The following is a 25216-nucleotide window of genomic DNA, read 5'->3' as shown; positions in this document are numbered from 1 at the left end:
GGAGGCAAGATTCAGGCCGTCACCACATCCGCGGGCTGATTGGTCAGCAAGGCCAGCAGGCGGGCGATTTCCTCGCGCAGCTGGCGGCGGTCCACGACCATGTCGATGGCGCCCTTCTGCAGCAGGAACTCGGCGCGCTGGAAGCCTTCCGGCAGCTTTTCGCGCACGGTCTGTTCGATCACGCGCGGGCCGGCAAAGCCGATCAGCGCCTTGGGCTCGGCGATGACCACGTCGCCCATGAAGGCAAAGCTGGCCGACACGCCGCCCATGGTGGGGTCGGTCAACACGCTGATGAACGGCAGGCCGGCCGCCGACAGGCGGGTCAGCATGGCGTTGGTCTTGGCCATCTGCATCAGCGACAGCAGGCTTTCCTGCATGCGCGCGCCGCCCGAGGCGGCCACGCAGATGAACGGCGTCCGGTTGTCCAGGGCGGCCTGGGCGCCGCGCGCAAAGCGCTCGCCCACCACCGAGCCCATGGAGCCGCCCATGAATTCGAATTCAAAGCAGGCCAGGGTTGCGGACACGCCGCGGATCGAGCCGCTCATGACCACCATGGCGTCGGTTTCACCGGTTTGCTTGACCGCTTCCTGCAGACGCTCGGGATACTTGCGCGTGTCCTTGAACTTCAGCGTGTCGACCGAACGCGTGGTCTGGCCGATTTCGACCCGGCCCTCGACATCCAGCAGCGAATCGATGCGGGCGCGAGCCCCGATGCGCATGTGGTGGTCGCACTTGGGGCAGACGTGCAGGTTGGCCGCCAAGTCTTCGCTGTACAGCACCGATTCGCACGACGGGCATTTCACCCAAAGGCCTTCGGGAACGCGGCGCGGGCCGCTTTCGCTGGTTTTGTTGATGCGAGGAGGCAGGAGTTTTTCGATCCAGCTCATTGATTATTCATCCCGTATGAGGTCACGCCCGCCACTCAGGCCGACGCGCTTGCTCGTTTTACTTGATCCAGCGCTTGCCGGATGGTGCGCAGCCAGCCGCTGGCGGCGGTGACTGCGGCGTCGGTTTTCTGGGCCGCGGGGGCGTCCGCCGCCGCCTGCTCCATGGTTTCAATCAGTTTGCTGCCGATCACGACGGCGTCGGCCGCGCGCGCCACGCGCTGGGCGCTTTCGGCGTCGCGGATGCCGAAGCCCACGCCTACCGGAATATCGCGCACGTGGCGGCGGATCACGGCCAAACGCTCGGCCACGTCATCGGTATTGAGCGAGCCCGAACCCGTGACGCCCTTGAGCGACACGTAGTACACGTAGCCGCGGGCGACCGCGGCTACGGCCTTGATGCGCGCTTCCGTGGACGTGGGCGCCAAAAGGAAGATCGGGGCGATGCCATGCTCGCCCAGCGTGGCCGCGAACTCGACGACTTCTTCGGGCGGATAATCCACCACCAGCACGCCGTCCACGCCAGCCTGCTCGGCGCGGCGCGCGAACTCGGCCTGGCCCATGCGTTCTATCGGGTTGGCGTAACCCATCAGCACCACCGGCGTGGCGGCGTCGCGCTGACGGAACTCGGCCACCAGGTCCAGCACGCGGGCCAGGCCCACGCCCTGCGCGATGGCGCGGTCGGCGGCGCGCTGGATCACCGGGCCGTCGGCCATGGGATCGGAGAACGGTACGCCCAGTTCGATGACGTCGGCGCCGGCCTCGACCAGCGCGTGCATCAGGGGAACGGTGGCGGCGGGCGAGGGATCGCCCGCGGCAATGTAGGGAATCAGCGCCGCGGCGCGGCCGGATTCGGCGGTGCGCGCAAAAGCGGCGGCGATGCGGTCGGTGCGAGTGGTCATGGACAGGGCCTCAGAGCTCGATGCCGGCCTGTTCGGCCACGGTATGCATGTCTTTGTCGCCACGGCCCGACAAGTTGACCAGGATGACGGCGTCGCGCGGCAGCGTGGCGGCCATCTTCACGGCTTGCGCGATGGCGTGCGACGATTCCAGCGCAGGCATGATGCCTTCGATGCGGCAGCAATCGTGGAAGGCCTTGAGGGCTTCCGCGTCGGTGATGCCGACGTATTCGGCGCGGCCGGAGTCCTTCAGCCAGGCATGTTCCGGACCGACGCCGGGATAGTCCAGGCCGGCGGAGACCGAATGGGTTTCCTGGACCTGGCCGTCGGCGTCCTGCATGACGTAGGTGCGGTTGCCATGCAGCACGCCCACCTGGCCCGCGGCCAGGGAAGCGGCGTGGCGGCCGCTGTCCATGCCCTCGCCCGCCGCCTCGACGCCGATCAGGCGCACGTTTTCGTAGGGAATATAGGGATGGAAGATGCCCATGGCGTTGGAGCCGCCGCCCACCGCCGCCACGACGTAGTCGGGCTGGCGGCCAGCGGCTTCAGGCATCTGCGTCAGGCATTCGTTGCCGATGACGGTCTGGAAATCGCGCACCATGCGGGGATAGGGGTCGGGGCCCGCCACCGTGCCGATGATGTAGAAGGTGTTTTCAATGTTGGTGACCCAGTCGCGCATGGCTTCGTTGAGCGCGTCCTTCAGGGTGCGCGAGCCGGAGTTGACCGGCACCACCGTGGCGCCCAGCAGCTTCATGCGGTAGACGTTCGACGCCTGGCGGCGGACGTCTTCGCTGCCCATGTAGACCACGCATTCCATGCCGTAGCGGGCCGCCACCGTGGCGGTGGCCACGCCGTGCTGGCCAGCGCCGGTTTCGGCGATGACGCGGGGCTTGCCCATGCGCTTGGCCAGCAATGCCTGGCCGATGCAGTTGTTGACCTTGTGGGCGCCGGTATGGTTCAGGTCTTCGCGCTTGAACCAGATCTGGGCGCCGCCCACCATTTCCGACCAGCGGCGGGCATGGTAGACCGGGCTCGGACGGCCCACGAAATGCTTGAGTTCGTAGTTGAACTCTTCCTGGAAGGCGGGGTCGACACGGTAATGGTCATAGGCCGCGCGCAGCTCGTCGAGCGCGTGCATCAGCGTTTCCGCCACGAAAACACCGCCATAAGGGCCGAAATGGCCCTGGGCATCCGGAAAGTCGTAAGGTTTCACCAAGCATCTCCCCCGGGTATCGCGGCGGCCACTGCCGGCCGCAAATCCGGTTTGCAACCCGTCATTTTACCTGACGCCGGCAGCGGCCGGGCGCTACGCCCTGGCCGCCCCGGCAATCGTCGGCTTGCCGTCAGAGCGACTGCCCCAGGCGGCGCAGGAAGGTGTCGCAGGCGGCCAACTGGTCCAGCGCGACGTACTCGTCAGGCTTGTGGGCCTGTTCGATATGGCCGGGGCCGCAGACCACCGTGGGAATGCCGATGCCCTGGAACAGGCCGGCCTCGGTGCCGTAGGCGACCTTGCGGGTGGCGCGGTCTTCGGTCAGGGCGCGCACCAGCTGGGTGATGGCGGCCTCCTCGGAAGCCTCAAGCGCGGGAGCCGCCGCGCCAGTCTCGATTTCGATGCTGGCGCCGTCGAACTCGGCCTGCATGCGCGGCAGGAGCTCTTCGCGCACGTATTTTTCGACTTCTGCCTGAATCTGGTCGGGCTGCATGCCCGGCAGGTTGCGGAACTCGTAGGTGAATTCGCACAGTTCGGGGATGGTGTTGACCGCGATGCCGCCCCGGATCTGGTTGGTGGTCATCGTGGAAAATGGCACGTCGTAGAACTGGTCGTAGGGGCCATTGGCCTTGAAGCTGTCGGCCAGGTCGCGGATACGGCAGATCAGGCGCGCGGCGTATTCAATGGCGTTGCAGCCGCGCGGGGTCAGCGACGAGTGCGCCGCCTTGCCGTGCACCTTGCAGCGGAACAGATTGATGCCCTTGTGCGCCACCACCACCTGCATGCCGGTGGGCTCGCCCACCACGCAGCCTTCGGGGCGGATGCCGCGCTCGTGCAGATCGGCCAGCATATAAGGCGCGCCGGCGCAGCCGACTTCCTCGTCGTACGAGAACGCCAGGTGCATCGGCTTCTTGCGCGGCATGGCCAGGAATTCCGGCACCAGCGCCAGCGAGCTGGCGATGAAGCCCTTCATGTCGCAGCTGCCGCGCCCATAGAGCAGCCCGTCTTTTTCGATGAGCTTGAACGGATCCGTGCTCCAGTCCTGGCCATCCACGGGCACCACGTCGGTGTGGCCGGACAGCACAATGCCGCCCTGCATTCCGCCATCCTGGGCGGGCAAGGTGGCGAACAGGTTGGCCTTGGTGCGCTCCGGATTGTGCGCCAGCCATGCGTCGACGCCCTGGCCCTTGAGCCAATCCCGGACGGTTTCGATCAGGGCAAGATTGGAATTGCGGCTGGTGGTGTCAAAGCCAACCAGCGTTTCCAGCCAGGTGCGCGCGTTCATGTCACTACTCTCTTGGGGAAAAAGAGGAGTGTAAGGCCAGCGCGCATCCGCGTCTCGAACGAACCCCGGCACACAAGCGCCTAGAATGTCGCCCGGTTAGGCAAACCCCCAAGGAGAAACCGTGCAGCACAAAGCAGTTCCCACGCGCAACATCGTGGCGGCAGTCATAGGCAACGCCCTCGAATGGTATGACTTCCTGGTGTTCGCGTTCATGACGCCGATCATCTCGAAGCTGTTCTTCCCGACCGACCCCAGCGTACCCGGCAGCGAGCTGAACGCGATCCTGATGACCACCGCCATCTTCGGCGTCGGCTTCTTCATGCGTCCGGTCGGCGGCATCATCCTCGGCCTGTATGGCGACAAGAAGGGCCGCAAGGCGGCCATGGTCATGGTGACCTCGCTGATGGCCGTGTCGATCGCCCTGATCACCGTCGCCCCCACCTACCACGCGGCCGGCATCCTGGCGCCGATCTTCATCCTGATCGCGCGCCTGCTGCAGGGCTTCTCCGCCGGCGGCGAATTCGGCACCTCGACCGCGCTGCTGATCGAAATGGCGCCCAACGGCAAGCGCGGCTTCTATGGTTCCTGGCAGATGGCCGGCCAGATGCTGGCCCTGCTGATCGGCGCGGCCTGCGGCACGCTCATCACCGAATTCTTCACGCCCCAGGAAATCGCCGATTGGGCCTGGCGCCTGCCGTTCGCCTTCGGCCTGGTAATTGTCCCCATCGCCATCTATATCCGCCGCAACGTCGATGAAACCGACGCCTTCAAGCAGCTCAAGGAAGAAGAGCGCCAGGCCGCCGCGCGCGGCGAAGTGCAGCGCCTGAGTCTGGGCCAGATGCTGAAGACGCATACCCGCGAAACCCTGATCGGCGTGGGCCTGGTCGTGACCGCGACGGTGTCCATCTACATCACCTTCACGTATCTGGTGACCTACTCCACGCAGATCCTGAAGCTGCCGCTGAACCAGACCTTCCTGGTGCAGATGGCGGGCGCGGCGCTGATGGTGTTGCTGACGCCCTTCATGGGCGCCTGGTCCGACCGCGTCGGCCGCCGCCCCATCGTGATCGGCTCGCTCATCGGCTACCTGATCGTGCTGTACCCGCTGTACTACTGGCTGTCGGACGCGCCGTCCATCGGCCGCCTGCTGGCCGTGCAGGTCGTGGTCTGCCTGTTCGTGTCCGCATTCTTCGGCGTGTTCAGCACGGTGATGGCGGAGCTATTCCCGGCGCGCGTGCGTTCGGTGGGCCTGTCCCTGGCCTACAACGTGGCCGTGATGATTTTCGGCGGCTTCGCGCAGTTCATCGTGACCTGGCTGATCAAGACCACCGGTTCGCCGATGGCGCCCGCCTACTATGTGATGTTCGGCGTGGCGCTGGGCCTGATCGCCGCGTTCTACATGCGCGACCGCGCGCACGAGCAGCTGGACGACTGAGTCCCGCTTGCGCCCGGGCCACCCGGCCCGGGTTTCCCGCCTAGCGACGCGTCGCCGACGACACGCCCTGCACTTCGGCCAGGGCGTCCAGCGCGCGCGACAGCGATTCCCCGCCGCGCACTTCCACCGTGAACACCATATGAGCCAGCGACTGCTTGCTCTGCGTGTTCACGCCCACCACGTTCAGGCGCAGCCGCGCGAAGACCTCGGACAGGTCGCGCAGCAAGCCGGAACGGTCGTGCGCGCGCACGCTGATGTCCACCGGATAGAAGGTATCGGCCGTCTCGCCCCAGGCCACTTCGATCACGCGCTCGGGTTCGCGCGCGGCCAGCGCCAGATAACTGTGGCAGTCGCTGCGGTGAATGGACACGCCGCGCCCGCGCGTAACGAAGCCAGCAATGAGGTCCGGCGGCGCCGGACGGCAGCAACGCGCCAGCTGCGTCAACAGCGATCCCACGCCCACCACCAGCACGCCGCTCTTGCCGCTTTTCTCGGCGCTGCCGGCGCTGGCATGGCGCAAGGCGGCCGGCTGCGGTTCGACGGCCGGCCCGGGCTGCTGGAACAGCGTATCGATCTGCCGCAGGCTGAATTCTTCCTTGGCCGCCGCCACGTACAAATCGTCGGCACGGGCGAATCCCAGGTTCTGCGCCAACTGCTCCAGATTGACGGCGGTCTTGCCCAGGCGCTGCAATTCCTTTTCGACCAGGGCCTGGCCCTGGGTGATGCGCTGCTGCAGTTCGATCGCGTTGAACCACATGCGCACCTTGGCACGGGCCCGCGGGCTGGCCAGGAAGCCCAGCTGCGGATTGAGCCAGTCGCGCGACGGCCCGCCGGACTTGGCGGAGATGATCTCCACGGTCTGGCCGGTGGACAAATGGGTCTGCAAGGGCACCATCTGCCCATCGACCCGCGCGCCGCGGCAGCGGTGGCCGAGATCGGTATGAAGGTGATAGGCGAAATCCACCGGCGTGGCGCCGGCCGGCAACTCGATCACGCGCGCCTGCGGCGTCAGCACGTAGATGCGCTCATCGGTATGGGGCGGCGGCGTCGCCGGGCCGCGCTGCTTGCCCGATACCGGCTTGGCGGGCGCGGGCTTGGCGGGTTCGCCGCCACCCTCGACATCACTGTTCCAGGCCAGCAGCTGGCGCATCCACGCCAACTGCCGGTCATATTCGCTGGAGGCCGCCACCTGGCCGCCCTTGGCGCCCGCTTCCTTGTAGCGCCAGTGCGCGGCCATGCCGTACTCGGCGAACTGGTGCATTTCGCGCGTGCGGATCTGCACCTCGAACGGACGGCCGTCGTCGTCGGCCACCACCGTGTGCAGCGACCGGTAGCCGTTGGGCTTGGGCCGCGAAATATAGTCGTCGAATTCTTCTGAGATCGGCGTCCACATTTCGTGCACCATGCCCAGCGCCGTATAGCAGCCGCGCACGTCGTCCACGATGATGCGCAGCGCGCGCAGGTCGTACATCTGCGAGAAATCCAGCCGCTTCACCCGCATCTTGTTCCAGATGCTGTAGATGTGCTTGGGCCGGCCGCTGACCTCGGCTTCGACCCCCGCCTTGGCCAATCCGGTCTGCAGGCGCTCGATCGCGCCGGCGATGAAAGCCTCGCGCTCCACCCGCTTTTCTTCCAGCAGGCGAGCGATCTGCTTGTACTTTTCAGGCTCCAGGAAGCGGAACGCCAGGTCTTCCATTTCCCACTTGATCTGCCAGATCCCCAGGCGGTTGGCCAGCGGCGCGTACAGGTCCAGGGTTTCCCGGGCGAAATCGGTGGAGCACGGCGCCTTGCTTTCCGCGTGCCAGCGCAAGGTGCGCAAGCGCGAAGCCAGCCGCATCAGCACGATGCGCAGGTCGGCCGCCATGGCCAGCAGCATCTTGCGCTGCATTTCCTTTTGCGAACCGCTTTCGGCCGCGGCGTCGCTCGCCTGCCGCGCCACCACGCCCAACCGCAGCAGCGCGCGCGTGCCCTGCACCAGCCGCGCGATCTCGGCGCCAAAAGTCGCCGCAACCGGGTCGTTGCGCAGTGACGGCGCGGGGGCCATCAGGTCGGTCGGCAAGGCGGCCAGCAGCGCCGCCGCGCGGGTGGCGGCATCGGTATGCAGGGCCGCCAGGATGCGGACCACGCCCGCGCCGTGCCCGGCCAGCGGCTCGCCGGTCAGCGCCTGTTGTCCTTCGAAACGCGGCTCGGCCCAGGCCACCGCCTGGTCGATCAGCGCCATGCCGTCGGCATCCAGGCCGGCGCCTACCTCCTGGCGCCAGGTAGCGTCGAAAGGCGTAGGCGCGTCGGGAACAGGCGGGGCGGACATGACGGACGGCAGGCGGATGTAGTTTGATATCCCGACACTCTACACTAGGGTTTGTAGACACCAAAAGCAGCCGCTAGCCCCGGCATATGGAAGGAACTGAAGCTTATGTTGCGCTGGCTCAAGGGCCGGGGCGCCCGCCCCTCCGCGGTGGCCGAAATGCAGGCCCGCATCTCGCCGGAACTGTGGCAACAGGTACTGGAGGCCCATCCGTTCCTGGCGGCCTTGAACACCGAAGAAGCGGCTCAGCTGCAGGCGCGTTCCGCCTGGTTGCTGGCCAGCAAGAACATCAATGGCGCGCAGGGACTGGAGGTCTCGGATTTCATGCGCCTGAGCATCGCGGCCCAGGCCAGCCTGCCCATCCTCAACCTCGCGCCCGAACTGTATGAAGGCTGGGACGAGATCATCGTGTACCCGGCCAGCTTCCGCATCCCGCGCTCCAGCCAGGACGATGACGGCGTGGTGCACGAATACATGGAGGACGCGGCCGGAGAAGCCTGGGAAGGCGGGCCGCTGGTGCTGTCCTGGGAAGACACCCAGCTCTCCGATGGCGGCTTCAACGTGGTCATCCACGAGTTCGCCCACAAGCTGGACCTGCGCTCGGGCTACGCCGACGGCATGCCCTCGCTGGCTGCGCACCCCGAACTCAAGCCCCAGGCCTGGCGCCGCATCCTGGACGACAGCCTGGACCGCTTCATCGCGGCCGTGGAGGCGGTCGAAGCCGCCATCCCGCACGATGTGGATCCGGAAAGCGAGGCCGCCGACGCCTGGTACGGCCAACTGCCCATGGACCCTTATGCCGCCACCGACGAGGCGGAATTCTTCGCGGTCAGCTCGGAACACTTCTTCGTGGATCCCCACCCCATGCACGAAGCGCTGCCGCAATGGTATGGGCTGCTGCGGGCTTACTACCGGCAGGATCCCCTGGAACGCTACGCATGAAACAGCTGCTGATCGTGTGGCATTCGCGCACCGGCGCCGCGCAACAGATGGCCGACGCTGCGGCGCGCGGAGCGCGGGCGGCCGCCGCCCAGCTGGAGCAGGCGACCGATCTGAACGTGGTCCTGCAACGAGCCGCGGACACCCAGGCCGAAGCGCTGCTCGCCAGTCAGGCCTATCTGTTCTGCGCCCCCGAGAACCTGGGCTCGCTGAGCGGCGAAATGAAAGAATTCTTCGACCGCAACTACTACGCGGTGCTGGACCGGATACAGGGGCTGCCCTACGCCTGCGCCATCAGCGCGGGCAGCGATGGCGCGGGCGCGGCGCGGCAGGTCGAGCGCATCTGCACCGGCTGGCGGCTCAGCGCCTTGGCGCCGCCGCTCATCGTCAACATGGGTGCGCAGACCGCGCAGCAGATCCTGGCGCCCAAGACCGTGGCCGGCGCGGATCTTGCAAGATGCGAGGAATTGGGCGGCCTGCTGGCCGCGACGCTGTTGCTCGGGCAGTAGCCGGCGCACGCGTGGGGAGAAAAGCAGGGGGCGGACGCGAAAGTCCGCCACCGGCCAGGCGCCGATAGCGCCCGGCGCGAGGAGGCGTCTTAGACGGCAGCCGTCACAACGATCTCGACCTTGAAGTCCGGATTGGCCAGGCGTGCTTCGACGGTGGCGCGCGGAGGCGAATTGCCGTCAGCGACCCAGGCGTCCCAGGCCTTGTTCATGCCATCGAATTCCTTCATGTTGGCCACATAGATCTGGGCCATCAGAATCTTGGTCTTGTCGGTGCCGGCTTCGGCCAGCAGGCGGTCGATCGTGGCGAGCACCTGTTCGGTCTGGCCGGTGATGTCCAGCGTGGAATCGTCCGGCACCTGGCCGGCCAGGTACGCGACGCCGTTGTACACGGCCATGTCGGACAGGCGCTTGGCCACGTGGAAGCGCTTGATGCTGCTCATGAATAGTCCCCTAGATTCGAGTGGGTTGGGTGGAACAATGCAGAAGAACCCGCAATTTACCCCGAGCCGCCCTCAGGCGGGAGGCAACTGGAACACCTGGCGCAGATAGGCCAGGTAAGCCGGATCGTCGCACATGGTCTTTTCCGGCGCGTCGGACACCTTGGCCACCGGCTGGCCATTGCAGCGGACCATCTTCATGACGATCTGCAAGGGTTCATGGCCCAGGTCGTTGGTCAGATTGGTGCCGATGCCGAAGGACACCTTGCAGCGCCCGGAAAACTGGCGGGCCAGTTCGATGGCGCGCGGGAAGGTCAGCGAATCCGAGAACACCAGCGTCTTGGCGCGCGGATCCACGCGGTTCTTGCGGTAGTGCTCGAGCAGGCGTTCGCCCCAGACGAAGGGATCGCCCGAGTCATGGCGCGCGCCATCGAACAGCTTGCAGAAATACATGTCGAAATCGCGCAGGAAGGCATCCATGCCGTAGACGTCCGACAGCGCGATGCCCAGGTCGCCGCGGTATTCCTTGGCCCAGACTTCCAGCGCGTACACCTGCGAATCGCGCAGGCGCGGACCCAGCGCCTGGCAGGCCTGCAGGTATTCGTGGCCCATGGTGCCCAGCGGCAGGACTTCGTGCTGCTTGGCCAGCAGCACATTGCTGGTGCCGGCGAAATGCTCGCCCATCTGCGCCTTCATGGTGGACACGATTTCCTCGTGCCAGACCTTGGAGAAGCGGCGGCGCGTGCCGTATTCGGCCACGCGGAAGTCAGCCAGCGCGGGATCGTCCAGCACCAGGTGCATCTTGGACTGCAAGCGCTTGCGGCCTTCTTCCCAATCGGGATTCTTGCGCGTGTTGCGGAAATAGACCTCGTTGACGATGGCCAGCACGGGGATCTCGAACAGGATCGTGTGCAGCCAGGGGCCCTTGACCTCGATGCTGATTTCGCCCGGCCCCTCGCCTTCCGCTATATGGATGCAGCGCTCCGGCAGGTGGAACAGTTCCAGGAAATCGATGAAGTCGCTTTTGATAAAGCGCAAGCCACCCAGATATTTAAGCTCGTCCTCGGTGAAGCGCAGTTGGCATAGCTGGCGCACTTCCTCGCGGATTTCATCCAGATAGGGACGCAGGTCGACCCCGGGCGTGCGGCATTTGTAACGGTACTCGACCTGGGCAGCTGGAAACTGATGCAGAACCACCTGCATCATGCTGAATTTATACAGATCGGTGTCGAGCAGCGAAGTGATTATCATGATGGCGCGTTTCGTTTCGCGACACCATAGCATAGAGCCCTGGCTGTTAAGGGCGAAGGGCCACTATGTCAATACGGGTATTGCCGGCACATCGGCGCGGCATTGGGTAAAATCCGCCCAACAAGACACAAAAGCCGCCGCTCCCGGAGTTCCTGAATGACCCACGTTGTCACCGAAAACTGTATCAAGTGCAAGTACACCGACTGCGTAGACGTGTGCCCGGTGGACTGTTTTCGTGAGGGTCCGAACTTCCTCGTGATCGATCCCGACGAATGCATCGACTGCGCCGTCTGCATCCCGGAATGCCCGGCCAATGCCATCTACGCCGAAGAAGATGTGCCGCAGGACCAAATGAATTTCATCGCGCTGAACGCCGAACTCTCTCCCGAATTCGCCAGCATCAGCCGCGCCAAGAAGCCCCTGCCCGACGCCGACGAATGGAACGGCAAGCAGGACAAGCTGCAATACCTCGAAAAATAATCCGCGAACGCCGGCCCCAGCCTGGCGGCCGGCCTCGCGCGATGTGCCGATGACCGACGACTCCAAATACACGCGCCAGACCGTAACCCACGTCCACACCTGGGTGCCTGACAAGCTGTTCTCCGTGCGCGTGACGCGCGACGACGCGTATACGTTCCTGCCGGGCCAGTTCGCCCGGGTCGGTCTGCCGGAAGCGGGCGCCGCCGGAGGCGAACCCACGTTGTGGCGCGCCTATTCCATGGTGTCGGCGCCGCACGAACCCTGGCTGGAGTTCTATTCCATCGTGGTCCCCGAAGGCCAGTTCAGTCCGCGCATGGCGCGGCTGCAGCCCGGCGACGACCTCTATGTGGAAAAGACGCCCTACGGCTTCCTGACCCTGGAGCGCTTTGCGCCCGGCGGCGATCTCTGGCTGCTGGCCTCGGGCACCGGCCTGTCGGCCTATCTTTCCATCCTGCGCGACCCCGCCGTCTGGCGCGCCTACCGCCGCATCATCCTGGTGCACGGCGTGCGCACCGCCGCGGAGCTCGCCTACCGCGGCGAAATCGAATCCTGGCGCGCCGAGCCGGCCCTGGCCGAATTCTTCGCGGCGGATCCGCAGAAGCTGGTCTACCTGCCCATCGCCACCCGCGAAGCCCTGCCCGGCATGCCGCAGGAACGCCTGACCACCTTGATCGCCGACGGCCGCCTGGAGCAACTGGCAGGCCAGCCGCTGGATCCCGACCAGGCCAAGATCATGCTTTGCGGCAACCCGGACATGCTGGCGGACGCCCGCAAGCTGCTGGGCGAACGCGGCTTCAAGCCCGGACGCCGCGGCGTCCCCGGCAACCTGGCAGTGGAAAACTACTGGTAGCTTCGGTTCGTCCGACTTAGTGCATAAACCCTCCTTTTGGTATGACAGCACGATGTAAAAAGCGCCCTAAACTGGTGCTCAATGGGCATTGGGTCGCTTTTTAGCAACAGATTTGCTTTTTTTGTCGGCGTTTCTTCAGGCTGTTTAGAAATATCGTTAGTGCCCGGAGCAATAATCGGGACACACGCACGACCCAGAAGGACTTTTCTCAAATGCTGTATCAATTGCACGAAATGCAGCGCGCCTTCCTGACTCCGTTTGCAGCATTCACGGACGCCGGTTCCCAGCTGTTTTCCAGTCCCTACAGCCCTCTCGCCTATACCCCGATCTCCCGCCAGATGGCAGCCGGGTATGAGCTGATGACCCGCATCGGCAAGGAATACCAGAAGCCTGCCTGGAACTTGCCCACCACCGAGATCAAGGGCAAGTCGGTCCGCGTCATCGAAGGCGTGGCCATGGACAAGCCGTTCTGCCGCCTGCTGCACTTCCAGCGCGACGTCCGCCACGCGGGCCAGGACGATCCCAAGGTCCTGCTGGTCGCGCCGCTGTCCGGCCACCACGCCACCCTGCTGCGCGATACCGTGCGCGCCCTGCTGCCGGCCCACGACGTCTATGTCACGGACTGGGTCGACGCCCGCATGGTGCCGCTGTCGGCCGGCCCGTTCCACTTGAACGACTACGTGCGCTACGTGCAGGACTTCATCCGCCACCTGGGCCCCGACGTGCACGTCATTTCCGTGTGCCAGCCCACGGTGCCGGTGTTGGCCGCCGTCTCGCTGATGGCCTCCGCCAACGATCCCTGCCAGCCGCGCAGCATGGTAATGATGGGCGGACCCATCGATCCGCGCCAGTCGCCCACGCAGGTGAACCGCCTGGCCACCACCAAGCCCTACTCCTGGTTCGAGAACCAGGTCATCCATCCGGTGCCGCCGCGCTATCCGGGCGCCGGCCGCAAGGTCTATCCAGGCTTTCTGCAGCACGCGGGCTTCATGGCCATGAACCCCGACCGCCACATGAAGTCGCATTACGACTTCTACCTGGACCTGCTGCGCGGCGACGACAGCGACGCCGAAGCGCACCGCCGCTTCTACGACGAATACAACGCCGTGCTGGATATGCCCGCCGAGTTCTACCTGGACACGATCCGCATGGTGTTCCAGGAGTTCCAGCTGCCCAACGGCACCTGGGAAGTGGACGGCAAGCTGGTGCGCCCGGCTGACATCAAGAAGGTCGCCCTCCTCACCATCGAAGGCGAGCTGGACGACATTTCGGGCCAGGGCCAGACGCGCGCCGCCATCAAGCTGTGCAAGAACATCCCGGCCGAGCGCAAGACGCACTACACGGCGCCGAACTGCGGCCATTACGGCATTTTCTCTGGCCGCCGCTGGCGCGAAATGATCTGTCCTAAAATTGCCGAATTCATCCGGCAATCTGCGTAGGATGGGTGCTGCGCGAGTCAAGCGGGACTAGAACCCGGACCTCCGACGCGCGCAACCCATCAAACAACGGTGGCTGGTAATACCACTGTTGTTTGATGGGTTGCGCGCGATCTGCATTCAGGCCCCCGGCTTCTGTCTTTTCGCGCCCCGCCCCACGGGTTCTTCTTCACATCCATGTCCTGTCGCTCACTAGCCGACCGCATCGATGCCTTGCTGCCTCAGACGCAATGCACCAAGTGCGGATACACCGGCTGCCGGCCCTATGCCGACGCCATCGCGGACGGCGCCGCCCCGATCAACCGTTGCCCGCCCGGAGGCGATGAAGGCATCGCCGCGCTGGCGGCCCTGCTCGACACCCCCGTCCTGCCCCTGGACGCCACGCGCGGCGAACCCGGGCCGCTGCTGGTCGCACGCATCGACGAAGCGCATTGCATCGGCTGTACGCTGTGCATCCAGGCCTGTCCGGTGGACGCCATCGTGGGCGCCAACAAGCACATGCATACCGTGCTGGCCGACTGGTGCACCGGCTGCGACCTGTGCGTGGCGCCCTGTCCTGTCGATTGCATCCAGATGGTGCCGGCGGGCCGCGCCTGGAGCGCGCAGGATGCCGCCATCAGCCGCCAGCGCCATCGCAGCCACCTGGCGCGGGTCGAGCGCCTGGCCGCGGACAATGCGCGCCTGATGGCGCCCGAACCGGCCGCTGCCATCAGCCCCCCCACGCCCGCCGTGGACGAGGCGCGCGACGAGGACCGCAAGCGTTCCGCCATTGAATCCGCGCTGGCCCGCGCCCGGGCCCGCCGCAACCCCACGCAATCATGAACGCAGCCAAACGCCGTGAGATCTTCGCCCGCCTGCAGGCCGCCAACCCGCACCCCACCACCGAGCTCGAGTACGACACGCCGTTCCAGCTGCTGATCGCGGTGCTGCTGTCGGCGCAGGCGACCGACAAATCGGTCAACATCGCCACGCGCAAGTTCTTCCCGGCTTACGGCACGCCGCAGGCCCTGCTGGCGCTGGGCGAAGCAGGCCTGGCCGACTACATCAAGACCATCGGGCTGTACCGCACCAAGGCGAAGAACACCATCGCCACCTGCAAGATCCTGATCGAGCAGCATGGCGGCGAAGTGCCGCAAACCCGCGAGGCGCTCGAAGCCCTGCCCGGCGTTGGACGCAAGACCGCCAACGTGGTGCTCAACACCGCGTTCGGCCAGCCCACGATGGCGGTCGACACGCACATCTTCCGCGTGTCGAACCGCACCGGCATCGCGCCCGGCAAGAACGTGCTGGAAGTCGAACAGAAACTCGAAAAGTTCGTGCCGCGCGAATACATGCAGGACGCGCATCACTGGCTGATCCTGCTGGGCCGCTACATCTGCGTGGCGCGCAAACCCAAATGCCCTCAATGCGGCATTTCCGATCTCTGCGAATTCAAGCAGAAAACGCCCGCCTGAACAGCGCATTGCGCTGGTGCGCCGACACGGCATCCGGCGCGCCGCAAACCGGGTTTTCCCTCGCTATGAAATCCATGACGCGTTGATGACGATCAACGCATATTTGCTGCATTGCATTTCCATTATGGAAAGGCTCTCTTCCCTTGTGGCGCAAGCATTGTCGGCCTGCCGACAATTGCCCATTCCGCACTGCAAAACCTATGACAAACCCTCATGGAATTTTGATAAATAGGTGCGCATACTCGCCGGCAACTCATAAGAAAACGGCGAGGCTTCGCCAGTTTTCCGGACCCTGCGGGGGCCTGGCGCAACGACGGCAGGTGGAGACCGAAATAAATACAACGCCGGTGCAGCGAACATGGACGACACGATCCTGGAGACAAAAGGCCTCACCAAGGAATTCCGCGGATTCGTCGCGGTCAATGGGGTCGATTTGCGTATCAAGCGGGGCGAGATTCATGCCTTGATCGGGCCTAACGGCGCGGGCAAGACCACTTGCTTCAACCTGCTTACCAAGTTTCTCTCTCCCACGTCGGGAACCATCAAGTTCAACGGTATCGACATTACCGGCGAGCGTCCCGCGCAGATCGCGCGGCGCGGCGTGATCCGCTCCTTCCAGATCTCGGCGGTGTTCCCGCACCTGACCGTGCTGGAAAACGTGCGCATCGGCCTGCAGCGCAAGACCGGCCTGTCGTTCCACTTCTGGAAAAGCGACAAGCAGCTGGCGGCGCTGAACGAGCCCGCCCGCGCGCTGCTGGAACAGGTCGACCTGGGCGCCTTCGCCGACGAGACCACCGTAAACCTGCCCTATGGCCGCAAGCGCGCGCTCGAAATCGCCACCACGCTGGCGATGGAACCCGAGCTGATGCTGCTGGACGAACCCACACAGGGCATGGGCCACGAGGACGTGGACCGCGTCACGCAGCTGATCAAGCGCGTCAGCGCCGGGCGCACCATCCTGATGGTGGAACACAACATGAATGTCGTGTCCTCCATCGCCAACACCATTACTGTGCTGGCGCGCGGCAGCGTGCTGGCCGAAGGATCGTACGCCGAAGTCTCCCGCCATCCGGCCGTGATGCAGGCTTACATGGGCACCACCGAGGGCGAACTTCAAGGAGCGCACGCATGAGCACCCCGGCACTGGAAATTTCGGGCCTGCAGGCCTGGTACGGGGAATCGCATATCCTGCACGGCGTGGATATGCGCGTTGGACAAGGCGAAGTGGTCACGCTGCTAGGACGCAATGGCGCCGGGCGCACCACGACCCTGCGGGCCATCCTCGGCCTGACGGGTTCGCGCAAGGGTTCGGTACGCATCCACGGCACCGAAGCCATCGACCTGCCCACCTACAAGATCGCCCACCTGGGCGTGGGCTATTGCCCCGAGGAACGCGGCATCTTCGCCAGCCTGTCCTGCGAAGAAAACCTGCTGCTGCCGCCGGTCGTCGGCTCGCTGGGCGGCGGCATGTCGCTGGCCGAAATCTACGACATGTTCCCCAACCTGCAGGAGCGCCGGAATTCTCCTGGCACGCGCCTGTCGGGCGGCGAACAACAGATGCTGGCCGTGGCGCGCATCCTGCGCACCGGCGCCAACCTGCTGCTGCTCGACGAAATCTCCGAAGGCCTCGCCCCTGTCATCGTGCAGGCGCTGGCGCGCATGATCACGGCGCTGAAGCAGCGCGGCTACACCATCGTCATGGTGGAGCAGAACTTCCGCTTTGCCGCGCCCTTGGCCGACCGCTTCTATGTCATGGAGCACGGCCAGATCGTCGAGCACTTCGAAGCCGCAGAACTTTCAGAAAAACAGGACACGCTCAACGAACTGCTGGGCGTCTAGAACCTGTGTCATCCGCCGGAAATCCGGCAACACTACACCGTAGGGAAGAGAGGAGTCATCCCATGAAGCTGCACACCATCACTGCTGCACTGGCCATGGCGGGCCTGGGATTTGCTGGGGCAACCGCCCACGCGCAAGGTATCTCCGACGATGTCATCCGCATCGGCTTCATCACTGACATGTCGGGCGTGTATTCCGACATCGACGGCAAGGCCGGTCTGGAAGCCGTGCGCATGGCAATCGAGGACGCCGGCGGTTCGATCAACGGCAAGAAGATCGAAGTCGTGTCGGCCGACCACCAGAACAAAGCCGACGTCGCCTCGGCGCGCGTGCGCGAATGGTTCGACGAGCAGAAGGTGGACGTCATCATCGCCGGCACCAACTCGTCGACCAGCCTGGCCATGGCCGGCGTGGCCGCCGCGAAGAAGAAGCCCTTCATGGCGATCGGCGCGGGCGCGTCGGACCTGACCAACGCCCAATGCTCGCCCTATACCGTGCACTACGCCTACGACACCGTGGCCCTGGCGCGCGGCACCGGTTCCGCCGTGGTGAAGGACGGCGGCAAGAGCTGGTTCTTCCTGACCGCGGACTACGCCTTCGGCCACGCGCTGGAACGTGACACCATGGCCGTGGTCAAGGCTGCTGGCGGCGAGGTCAAGGGCCAGGTGCGCGCGCCGCTGGGCGCGTCGGACTTCTCGTCCTTCCTGCTGCAGGCGCAAGCCTCCAAGGCGCAGATCCTGGGCCTGGCCAATGCCGGCGGCGACACCATCAACTCGATCAAGGCCGCCAATGAATTCGGCGTGACCAAGACCATGAAGATGGCCGGCCTGCTGGTCTTCATCAACGACGTGCACGCGCTGGGCCTGCAAGCCACCCAGGGCATGTACCTGACCGACGGCTGGTACTGGGACCAATCCGACGCCTCGCGCGCCTGGTCCAAGAAGTTCGAAGCCAAGGTCGGCCGCAAGCCTTCCATGCTGCAGGCGGGCGACTACTCGGCCACGGCCTTCTACCTGAACGCCATCAAGTCCACCGGCACGGACGACGGCGACGCCGTCATGAAGTGGATGAAGTCGAACAAGGTCAACGACTTCTTCGCGCAAGGCGGTTACGTGCGCGAAGACGGCCGCATGATCCACGACATGTACCTGATGCAGGTCAAGACGCCGGCCGAATCCAAGGCCCCGTGGGACTACTACAAGGTCGTGGCGACGCTCCCTGGCGACGAGGTCTACACCAAGTTGTCCGAGTCCACCTGCAAGCTGGTCAAGAAGTAAACCAGCCCCAGTGCCCCCAGACGCGACCCGGCGAATCTAAGCGCCGGGCCGCGTTTTTGACAGGGCCTTGTTTCGCGCCGGGTCGCATTCTGACCGGATCAGGTTTTGACTAGCTCGCTTCCATTCGTACGCGCAGGATTTTCACAAGATGACTGACATTTTCGGCATCCCCATACAGGCCTTGTTCGGCCAGCTGTTGCTAGGCCTGGTCAACGGCTCCTTCTACGCCATGCTGTCGCTCGGGCTGGCCGTCATCTTCGGGCTGCTGAACGTCATCAACTTCGCGCACGGCGCGCTCTACATGCTGGGCGCGTTCGTCGCCTGGATGGGGCTGTCGTACCTGGGGTTGAACTACTGGGTCATGCTGATCCTGGCGCCGCTGATCGTCGGGCTGTTCGGCATCATCATAGAAAAGCTGTTGCTGCGGCATCTGTACAAGCTCGATCACCTGTACGGCCTGCTGCTCACCTTCGGCCTGACGCTGCTCATAGAAGGCCTGTTCCGCAGCTTCTACGGCGTCTCGGGCCAACCTTATCCCACGCCCGACGCGCTGCGCGGGGCCACCAACCTGGGCTTCATGGTCCTGCCGAACTACCGCGGCTGGGTCGTGGTGGCCTCCCTGGTGGTGTGCCTGGCAACCTGGTTCGTCATTGAACGCACCCGCCTGGGCGCCCTGCTGCGCGCCGGCACCGAGAACCCGCGGCTGGTTGAGGCCTTTGGCGTCAACGTGCCGCGCATGATCACGCTGACCTATGGCTTCGGCGTGGCGCTGGCGGGCTTTGCTGGCGTGCTGGCCGCGCCCGTGCTGCAGATTTCTCCGTTGATGGGCTCCAACCTCATCATCGTCGTGTTCGCCGTGGTCGTGATCGGGGGCATGGGGTCCATCATGGGCGCCATCGTGACCGGTCTGGGCCTGGGCGTGATTGAAGGACTGACCAAGGTGTTCTGGCCCGAGGCCTCCAGCACGGTCGTGTTCATCATCATGGCCATCGTTCTGTTGATCCGCCCGGCCGGGCTGTTCGGAAAAGAAAAATGAATCGTCAATTCCTGGGCTATGCGGTACTGGCCGTCGTGGTGGCCATGCTCCCCTTTGTCGGGGTGTATCCGATCTTCGCCATGAAGATCATGTGCTACGCGCTCTTCGCGTGCGCATTCAACCTGCTGCTGGGTTTCACTGGTCTCCTGTCGTTCGGACATGCCGCCTTCCTGGGCAGCGCGGCCTACGCGACCGGCCACGCGCTCAAGGTGTGGGGCTTTCCCACCGAGATCGGCTTGCTGTTCGGCGTAGCCGTGGCGGCGCTGCTGGGCCTGGCGATGGGCGCCCTTGCCATCCGCCGCAGCGGCATCTACTTCGCCATGATCACCCTGGCGCTGTCGCAGATGGTGTTCTTCTTCTTCCTCCAGGCGAAGTTCACGGGCGGCGAGGACGGCCTGCAAAGCGTGCCGCGCGGCACCCTGTTCGGCTTGATCGACCTGTCCAAAGACCTGAACCTGTACTACGTGGTGATGGCCATCTTCATCATTGGCTACTTCATCATCTGGCGCACGGTGAACTCGCCCTTCGGCCAGGTGCTGCAGGCGCTGCGCGAGAATGAGCCGCGCGCCATCTCGCTGGGCTACGACGTCGACCGCTTCAAGCTGCTGGCCTTCGTGCTGTCGGCCGCGCTGGCTGGCCTGGCGGGCGCCACCAAGACCCTGGTCTTCGTGTCGGCCACCTTGTCCGACGCCACCTGGCAGATGTCCGGCCTGGTCATCCTGATGACGCTGATAGGCGGACTGGGCACCTTGACCGGCCCCATCCTCGGCGCCTTCATCGTGGTGCTGATGGAGAACAAGGTGGGCGACTTCGGCCAGATGATGGCCAACCTGACCGGCGTGGACTGGTTCCTGCGCCTGGGTGAATCGGTCACCATCGTGATCGGCCTGATCTTCGTGATCTGCGTGCTGGCCTTCCGCCGCGGCATCGTGGGCGAGATTGGCGCCCTGATCAACCGCCGGCGCAGCGCCCGCGCCTGATCCAGGCAACGCAAGTCGCACGGGGCCGCCATCCGCGGCCCCGTTTCATTTGGCGCGCCCGCTGGCACCCGTACAATGAACGGCACCCAACCCAACAGGTGCCTGACCATGCGCAACCCGCATCCGCTCGCCCCCGTCCTTGGCGCCCTGGCGCTGGCAGCCGCCCTCATCCCCGCCGCCGCGCAAGCCGCCGATCCTGCCGCTCCCGTCTGCGAAATCAACCGGCCGGTCCGCTTCAGCGGCCTGAACTGGGAATCCAACCTGGTCCTGGCCGGTATCGAACGCTATGTGCTGGAACATGGCTACGGCTGCAAGACCACGGTCGAGATCGGCGAGACCCTGCCCATGCTGGCCGCGCTACAACGCGGCGACGTCGACGTCACCCCGGAAGTCTGGCCCGGCCAGATCGAAGGCGCATGGAAGAAGGCTTTGGCCAGCGGCAAGGTGCTGGGCGTGGGCCACGTGTACGACGCCGGCGAAGGCTGGTACGTGCCGCGCTACACCGTCGAACGCCACCCCGATTTGAAATCCGCGGCCGACCTGGCGCGCTTCAAGGAAGTCTTCGCCGATCCCGAGGAGCCCGGGCGCGGCCGCATCTACGGCTGCCCCGCAGGCTGGGCCTGCGGCACCCTGAACGAGAACCTGCTGCGCGCCTTGAAGCTTGAAAAGGACTACGCGATGTTCGCGCCCGGTTCCGGCGCTGCGCAGAAGGCCGCCATCGTCTCCGCGTACAAGCGCAAGCGCGACATCGTCTTCTACTACTGGACGCCCACCTCCCTGGTCGGGGCGCTGGACCTGGTGAAGCTGGAACTGCCCGCCTTCGACCAGGCCGCCTACACCTGCATGACCGATCCCAAGTGCGCCCATCCCGTGGCCACCGAGTTCAAGCCCAACCCCGTGGTCACCGGCGTGAATGCGCAGTTCGCCAAGCAGGCGCCGCAGCTCGCCGAGTTCCTGGGCAAGCTGACCGTGCCCAGCGACGCCATCGACGCCACGCTGGGCTGGCTGGAAAACGAAGGCAAGGAACCCGAGGACGCCGCGCGCTATTTCCTCAAGCAGTATGGCCCCGTCTGGCGGCAATGGATGCCGGCGCAGGCGGCCGACCGCGTGCAGGCGGCGCTGGCTCGCGAATGACAACCGGAACCCGGCCGCCGCCTCATGTATCCTGACGTTTCGGCGCGCCGATAGCGCCAACCCGATTCAAGTGAAGGAAGACAACCATGGATGCCTTGTTCTGGCACAACGGTCACTGGACCACTGAAAACCCCAAACTGCTCGGCCCGGCCGACCACGCCTTCTGGATGGCCAGCATGGTGTTCGACGGCGCGCGCGCATTCCGCGGCCTGACGCCGGACCTGGACCTGCACTGCCAGCGCGTGGTGCGCTCGGCCGAAAAGATGCTGATGAAGCCCCAGCTCGGCTGGGAAGAAATCCAGCAGCTGTGCCTGCAAGCCGTCGCGAAATTCCCGCAAGGCACCGAGCTCTACATCAAGCCCATGTTCTATTGCGCCGACGGCTTCCTGCTGCCGGACGCCGACAAGACCCAATTCGTGCTGCATGTGTTCAAGGTGCCCATGCCAGGCGACCAGGGCTTCTCCGCCTGCTTCTCCAGCTTTGCGCGTTCCTGGCCCAATATGGCGCCGACCGACGCCAAGGCGTCCTGCCTCTACCCCAACGGCCAACGCGCCATCCGCGAAGCCGCCGAGAAGGGTTTCGACAACGCCATCATGCTGGACGGCGCGGGCAATATCGCCGAATTCGCCACCAGCAATCTGTGGATCGCGAAGGACGGCGTGGTGTCCACGCCGGCCGACAACGGCACCTTCCTCAATGGCATCACGCGCCGCCGCGTGCTGGCCCTGCTGAAGGCCGACGGCGTCGACGTGCAGGAACGCAGCCTGCCCCGCGCCGACATCGAACAAGCCGACGAAGTGTTCTCGTCCGGCAACTACGGCAAGGTGGTGCACGTGAATCGCGTGGAAGACCGCAAGCTGGAATACGGCCCGATGGCCCGCCGCGCGCATAAGCTGTACATGGACTACGCGGAAAGCACCGGCGCGAAGTAGGATCACCGCCGCCCTAGCCGCCCATCCAAACTGCCCGCCCCTGTGCGGGCAGTTTCGTTCTCAGGAATGCCTCATGCAGACCCGACGTGACTTTCTCCGCAGCGGCGCCTCGCTGGCCGGCGCCGGCAGCGCCCTGGCCCTGCTGCCCGCCTCCATCCGCCGCGCGCTCGCGATTCCCGCCGCGCGCCGCACGGGCACGATCCGCGACGTGGAGCACATCGTCGTCTTCATGCAGGAGAACCGCTCGTTCGACCATTATTTCGGCGGACTGGCGGGCGTGCGCGGGTTCGGCGACCGCTTTCCCATACCGGTGCCGGACAGCCCGGACGCGCACCGCCGCACCGTCTGGGCGCAGTACAACGACAAACCCGATGAAGGCGCGCCGCGCACGGTGCTGCCCTTCCACCTGGATACGCGCGAAGCTTTCGAGACCATGCGCGTAGCCAGCACGCCGCACACCTGGTCCAACGCCCAGGACGCGTGGGACGCGGGCCGCATGGGCAACTGGCCGGCCGCCAAGAAGAACCACTCGATGGCGTACTTCTCAGCCGAGGACATGCCCTTCCAGTACGCCATGGCGCGCGCCTTCACGGTCTGCGATGCCTACCACTGCTCGTTCACCGGCGGCACCAACACCAACCGGCTGTTCGTCTGGACGGGCACCAACGACGGCCTGGGCCGCGGCAACGGTCCGGCCTTGGGCAATACCTACAACAAGCTCGCCGGCGGCGATCCGGCGCGCGCCTATACCTGGACGACCTATCCCGAACGGCTGGAGGCGGCGGGCGTCAGTTGGCGCATCTACCAGAACATGGCGGACAACTATTCGTTGAACCCCACCGCCGGGTTCAAGGCCTACCGCGATGCCTATCAAGGCCTGCCCGGGTCAGTGGCCGCGTTGAAGGACAAGGCGCTCACCACCCGCGACCTGGACCTGCTGCGCCAGGACGTGCTGGACGGCACCCTGCCGCAAGTGTCCTGGATCTGTGCGACCAAGGCCGGCTCCGAGCACCCCAGCCCGTCCAGCCCGGCCCAGGGCGCCGACTACACGGCCCGCGTGCTGGATGCGCTGACGGCCAACCCCGAGGTCTGGAGCAAGACCGTCCTGCTGCTGATGTTCGACGAGAACGACGGCTTCTTCGACCATATGCCGCCGCCGGCGCCACCCTCGCGCGATACCTCGGGCGCGCTGGTCGGAGCCTCCACGGCGGATACCCGCGGCGAATATCATGAGATCGTCGCCGGCGCGGAAAAGGACGATACCCTCGCCCACCTGCACGGCGTCTACGGCCTGGGCCCTCGCGTGCCCATGTACGTGCTGTCGCCCTGGACCACGGGCGGCTGGGTCAATTCCCAGGTGTTCGACCACACTTCCGTGTTGCGCTTCATCGAGCAGCGCTTCGGCGTGGCCGAGCCCAATATCTCGCCGTGGCGCCGCGCCGTGTGCGGCGACCTGACCTCCATCTTCGATTTTTCCGCGCCGGACGGCGCGGGCCTGCCCAGCGGCTTGCCAGCCACGACCGAACGCGCCGGACTGGCATCGGCGCTGCCCGGCACGATCACGCCGCCCGCGCCGCTGCAGCCGGGACTGGCGCGGCAGCGGGCCGGCACGCGGCCATCGCGTCCGCTGCCCTACGCGCTGCAGGTCCATGCGGTTGCGAATGGCGAGAGCGTGACGCTGAGCTTCGAGAATACCGGCGCGGCTGGCGCAGTGCTGCATGTGTATGACCGGCTGCACCTGGAGCGCGGCCCGCGCCGCTACACCGTGGAAACGGGCAAGCGTCTCGCAGACGCATGGCAGACCGCTGCCGACAATGGCCGCTACGATCTGTGGGTGCTGGGGCCCAACGGCTTCCACCGCCATTGCACCGGCCGCGCCGACCTGCAACCGCTGGAAGTCACGGCCAGCTATCAGGGGCCGGGCGCGTCACTGCAACTGACGCTGCGCAATCCCGCCCCGCAGGCCCGTTCGTTCCGGGTGGAGGCCAACGCCTATGGCTATCCCCAGGAAGGCGACACGCCCATCGCTCCCGGCGAGGCGGTCAGCCTGGCCTGGGATCTGACCCGCAGCGCGGGCTGGTATGACCTGACGGTGCGCGACAACGGCGACTCGGCCTACACTCGCCGCCTGGCCGGCCGCATCGAAACCGGCGCCCCTTCCACTTCCGATCCCGCGATGGGACAGGAGCTGATACTGCAATGGACCCCGCTGGCATGAAACCGCCCGCCCCCTATGAAAACGCCGTGACCTTCCAGTTCGGCGATTCGCCCGAACTGGCCGACGAGTTGCTGGCGTTGGTGCTGGCCGGCACGAAGACTGCCACCTGCGGCGCGCTGCGCGACTTCAATGAACAGGAACCCGTGCCCCAGGCCGGCCGGCGCGACGTGGTGCTGGACGGCCTGGGCCGCCCCGCTTGCGTGATTGAGACGCTCAGCGTATTGATCCAGCGCTTCGACCAGGTCGATGAAGCGTTCGCGCTGGCCGAAGGGGAAGGCCCCTACGAGGCCTGGCGGGACGCGCACATCGCCTACTTCGGCCGCAACGGCGGCTATGCGCCGGACATGATGCTGGCGTGCGAACGCTTCCGCGTGGTCGAAGTCTTCGAACGATAAAAAAAAGCCGGACGCCTCGCGGCGTCCGGCT

Annotated in this window: 24 protein-coding genes; 17 read left to right on the top strand and 7 right to left on the bottom strand. The window is 65.5% G+C overall.

Translation table 11 applies throughout. The annotated features are described in order from the left end of the window. Window positions 1-11: 11 nt before the first annotated feature. The 4 genes from accD to argE all read right to left on the bottom strand — a co-directional run bounded on the left by accD (window position 12) and on the right by argE (window position 4278). On the bottom strand, window positions 12-887 hold the full coding sequence (accD, locus tag AC6LKD_RS07400) for an acetyl-CoA carboxylase, carboxyltransferase subunit beta (protein WP_013392208.1): 876 nt from the start codon (window positions 885-887) through the stop codon (window positions 12-14). Window positions 888-922: 35 nt separating this feature from the next. Beyond that, window positions 923-1786, bottom strand: a complete 864-nt coding sequence (gene trpA / locus AC6LKD_RS07395; protein WP_207470093.1) for a tryptophan synthase subunit alpha — start codon at window positions 1784-1786, stop codon at window positions 923-925. 10 nt (window positions 1787-1796) lie between these two features. After that, window positions 1797-2996 (bottom strand): tryptophan synthase subunit beta, encoded by a 1200-nt coding sequence (gene trpB / locus AC6LKD_RS07390; protein ID WP_013392206.1) that lies wholly within the window; start codon window positions 2994-2996, stop codon window positions 1797-1799. 130 nt (window positions 2997-3126) lie between these two features. Further along, window positions 3127-4278, bottom strand: a complete 1152-nt coding sequence (gene argE, locus AC6LKD_RS07385; RefSeq protein ID WP_013392205.1) for an acetylornithine deacetylase — start codon at window positions 4276-4278, stop codon at window positions 3127-3129. 121 nt (window positions 4279-4399) lie between these two features. On the opposite strand from argE, the gene AC6LKD_RS07380 reads away from it, so the two are divergent. Next, window positions 4400-5713 carry an MFS transporter gene (locus AC6LKD_RS07380; RefSeq protein ID WP_492274819.1) on the top strand — a complete coding sequence of 438 codons (1314 nt, stop codon included), beginning with the start codon at window positions 4400-4402 and terminating at the stop codon, window positions 5711-5713. A 40-nt stretch (window positions 5714-5753) separates the two neighbouring features. Here AC6LKD_RS07380 and AC6LKD_RS07375 read toward each other — a convergent pair whose 3' ends face one another. After that, window positions 5754-8021, bottom strand: a complete 2268-nt coding sequence (locus tag AC6LKD_RS07375; protein ID WP_498115674.1) for a RelA/SpoT family protein — start codon at window positions 8019-8021, stop codon at window positions 5754-5756. A 105-nt stretch (window positions 8022-8126) separates the two neighbouring features. Here AC6LKD_RS07375 and AC6LKD_RS07370 point away from each other — a divergent pair, with 105 nt between their 5' ends. Both AC6LKD_RS07370 and AC6LKD_RS07365 read left to right on the top strand, forming a co-directional pair. Then, window positions 8127-8960: a M90 family metallopeptidase gene (locus tag AC6LKD_RS07370; protein ID WP_492274821.1), complete on the top strand. Its 834-nt coding sequence runs from the start codon at window positions 8127-8129 to the stop codon at window positions 8958-8960. After that, window positions 8957-9466: an NAD(P)H-dependent oxidoreductase gene (locus AC6LKD_RS07365; RefSeq protein ID WP_013392201.1), complete on the top strand. Its 510-nt coding sequence runs from the start codon at window positions 8957-8959 to the stop codon at window positions 9464-9466. Before AC6LKD_RS07370 ends, AC6LKD_RS07365 begins: the two co-directional genes overlap by 4 nt. 89 nt (window positions 9467-9555) lie before the next feature. Here the strand turns inward: AC6LKD_RS07365 and AC6LKD_RS07360 are convergent, their stop codons facing one another. Next, on the bottom strand, window positions 9556-9906 hold the full coding sequence (locus AC6LKD_RS07360) for a RidA family protein (RefSeq protein WP_013392200.1): 351 nt from the start codon (window positions 9904-9906) through the stop codon (window positions 9556-9558). A 72-nt stretch (window positions 9907-9978) separates the two neighbouring features. Next, entirely contained in the window at window positions 9979-11154 is a 1176-nt protein-coding gene (gene pncB, locus AC6LKD_RS07355; protein ID WP_041652688.1) for a nicotinate phosphoribosyltransferase, read from the bottom strand. Between the two features lie 156 nt (window positions 11155-11310). Between pncB and fdxA the strand changes: the two genes are divergently transcribed. The 14 genes from fdxA (at window position 11311) to AC6LKD_RS07285 (ending at window position 25185) form a co-directional block, all read left to right on the top strand. Next, a complete protein-coding gene (gene fdxA / locus AC6LKD_RS07350; protein ID WP_013392198.1) occupies window positions 11311-11634 on the top strand; it encodes a ferredoxin FdxA in 324 nt (107 codons plus the stop codon). A gap of 49 nt (window positions 11635-11683) precedes the next feature. After that, a complete protein-coding gene (locus tag AC6LKD_RS07345) occupies window positions 11684-12484 on the top strand; it encodes a ferredoxin--NADP reductase (RefSeq protein ID WP_013392197.1) in 801 nt (266 codons plus the stop codon). A gap of 212 nt (window positions 12485-12696) precedes the next feature. Further along, complete coding sequence (locus AC6LKD_RS07340; RefSeq protein WP_013392196.1) at window positions 12697-13923, top strand: polyhydroxyalkanoate depolymerase; 1227 nt, start codon at window positions 12697-12699, stop codon at window positions 13921-13923. A 174-nt stretch (window positions 13924-14097) separates the two neighbouring features. Then, the gene (gene rsxB, locus AC6LKD_RS07335) at window positions 14098-14742 is read left to right on the top strand and encodes an electron transport complex subunit RsxB (protein WP_498115671.1); all 645 of its coding nucleotides are present in this window, start codon (window positions 14098-14100) and stop codon (window positions 14740-14742) included. Continuing rightward, entirely contained in the window at window positions 14739-15374 is a 636-nt protein-coding gene (gene nth, locus AC6LKD_RS07330) for an endonuclease III (protein ID WP_013392194.1), read from the top strand. The genes rsxB and nth overlap by 4 nt, the downstream gene beginning before the upstream one ends. 358 nt (window positions 15375-15732) lie before the next feature. Then, window positions 15733-16506 carry an ABC transporter ATP-binding protein gene (locus tag AC6LKD_RS07325; protein ID WP_013392193.1) on the top strand — a complete coding sequence of 258 codons (774 nt, stop codon included), beginning with the start codon at window positions 15733-15735 and terminating at the stop codon, window positions 16504-16506. Next, entirely contained in the window at window positions 16503-17213 is a 711-nt protein-coding gene (locus tag AC6LKD_RS07320) for an ABC transporter ATP-binding protein (RefSeq protein WP_013392192.1), read from the top strand. The genes AC6LKD_RS07325 and AC6LKD_RS07320 overlap by 4 nt, the downstream gene beginning before the upstream one ends. 62 nt (window positions 17214-17275) lie before the next feature. Continuing rightward, the gene (locus AC6LKD_RS07315) at window positions 17276-18490 is read left to right on the top strand and encodes an ABC transporter substrate-binding protein (protein ID WP_013392191.1); all 1215 of its coding nucleotides are present in this window, start codon (window positions 17276-17278) and stop codon (window positions 18488-18490) included. Window positions 18491-18638: 148 nt separating this feature from the next. Next, entirely contained in the window at window positions 18639-19526 is an 888-nt protein-coding gene (locus AC6LKD_RS07310) for a branched-chain amino acid ABC transporter permease (RefSeq protein ID WP_013392190.1), read from the top strand. Further along, window positions 19523-20506, top strand: a complete 984-nt coding sequence (locus AC6LKD_RS07305) for a branched-chain amino acid ABC transporter permease (protein WP_013392189.1) — start codon at window positions 19523-19525, stop codon at window positions 20504-20506. Before AC6LKD_RS07310 ends, AC6LKD_RS07305 begins: the two co-directional genes overlap by 4 nt. Window positions 20507-20614: 108 nt before the next feature. Then, complete coding sequence (locus tag AC6LKD_RS07300; RefSeq protein WP_492274960.1) at window positions 20615-21640, top strand: ABC transporter substrate-binding protein; 1026 nt, start codon at window positions 20615-20617, stop codon at window positions 21638-21640. An 86-nt stretch (window positions 21641-21726) separates the two neighbouring features. Next, window positions 21727-22572 carry a branched-chain amino acid aminotransferase gene (locus AC6LKD_RS07295; RefSeq protein ID WP_498115669.1) on the top strand — a complete coding sequence of 282 codons (846 nt, stop codon included), beginning with the start codon at window positions 21727-21729 and terminating at the stop codon, window positions 22570-22572. A gap of 73 nt (window positions 22573-22645) precedes the next feature. Then, window positions 22646-24790 carry a phosphocholine-specific phospholipase C gene (locus AC6LKD_RS07290; protein ID WP_498115667.1) on the top strand — a complete coding sequence of 715 codons (2145 nt, stop codon included), beginning with the start codon at window positions 22646-22648 and terminating at the stop codon, window positions 24788-24790. Then, window positions 24787-25185, top strand: coding sequence for an ASCH domain-containing protein (locus AC6LKD_RS07285; RefSeq protein WP_242702628.1), 399 nt, complete (start codon window positions 24787-24789; stop codon window positions 25183-25185). The genes AC6LKD_RS07290 and AC6LKD_RS07285 overlap by 4 nt, the downstream gene beginning before the upstream one ends. Window positions 25186-25216: the final 31 nt, after the last annotated feature.

It is taken from the genome of Achromobacter sp. D7-1 (assembly GCF_059760445.1).
The sequence above is the reverse complement of the archived record's forward strand: the minus strand, read 5'-3'. Positions and strand labels throughout refer to the sequence as shown.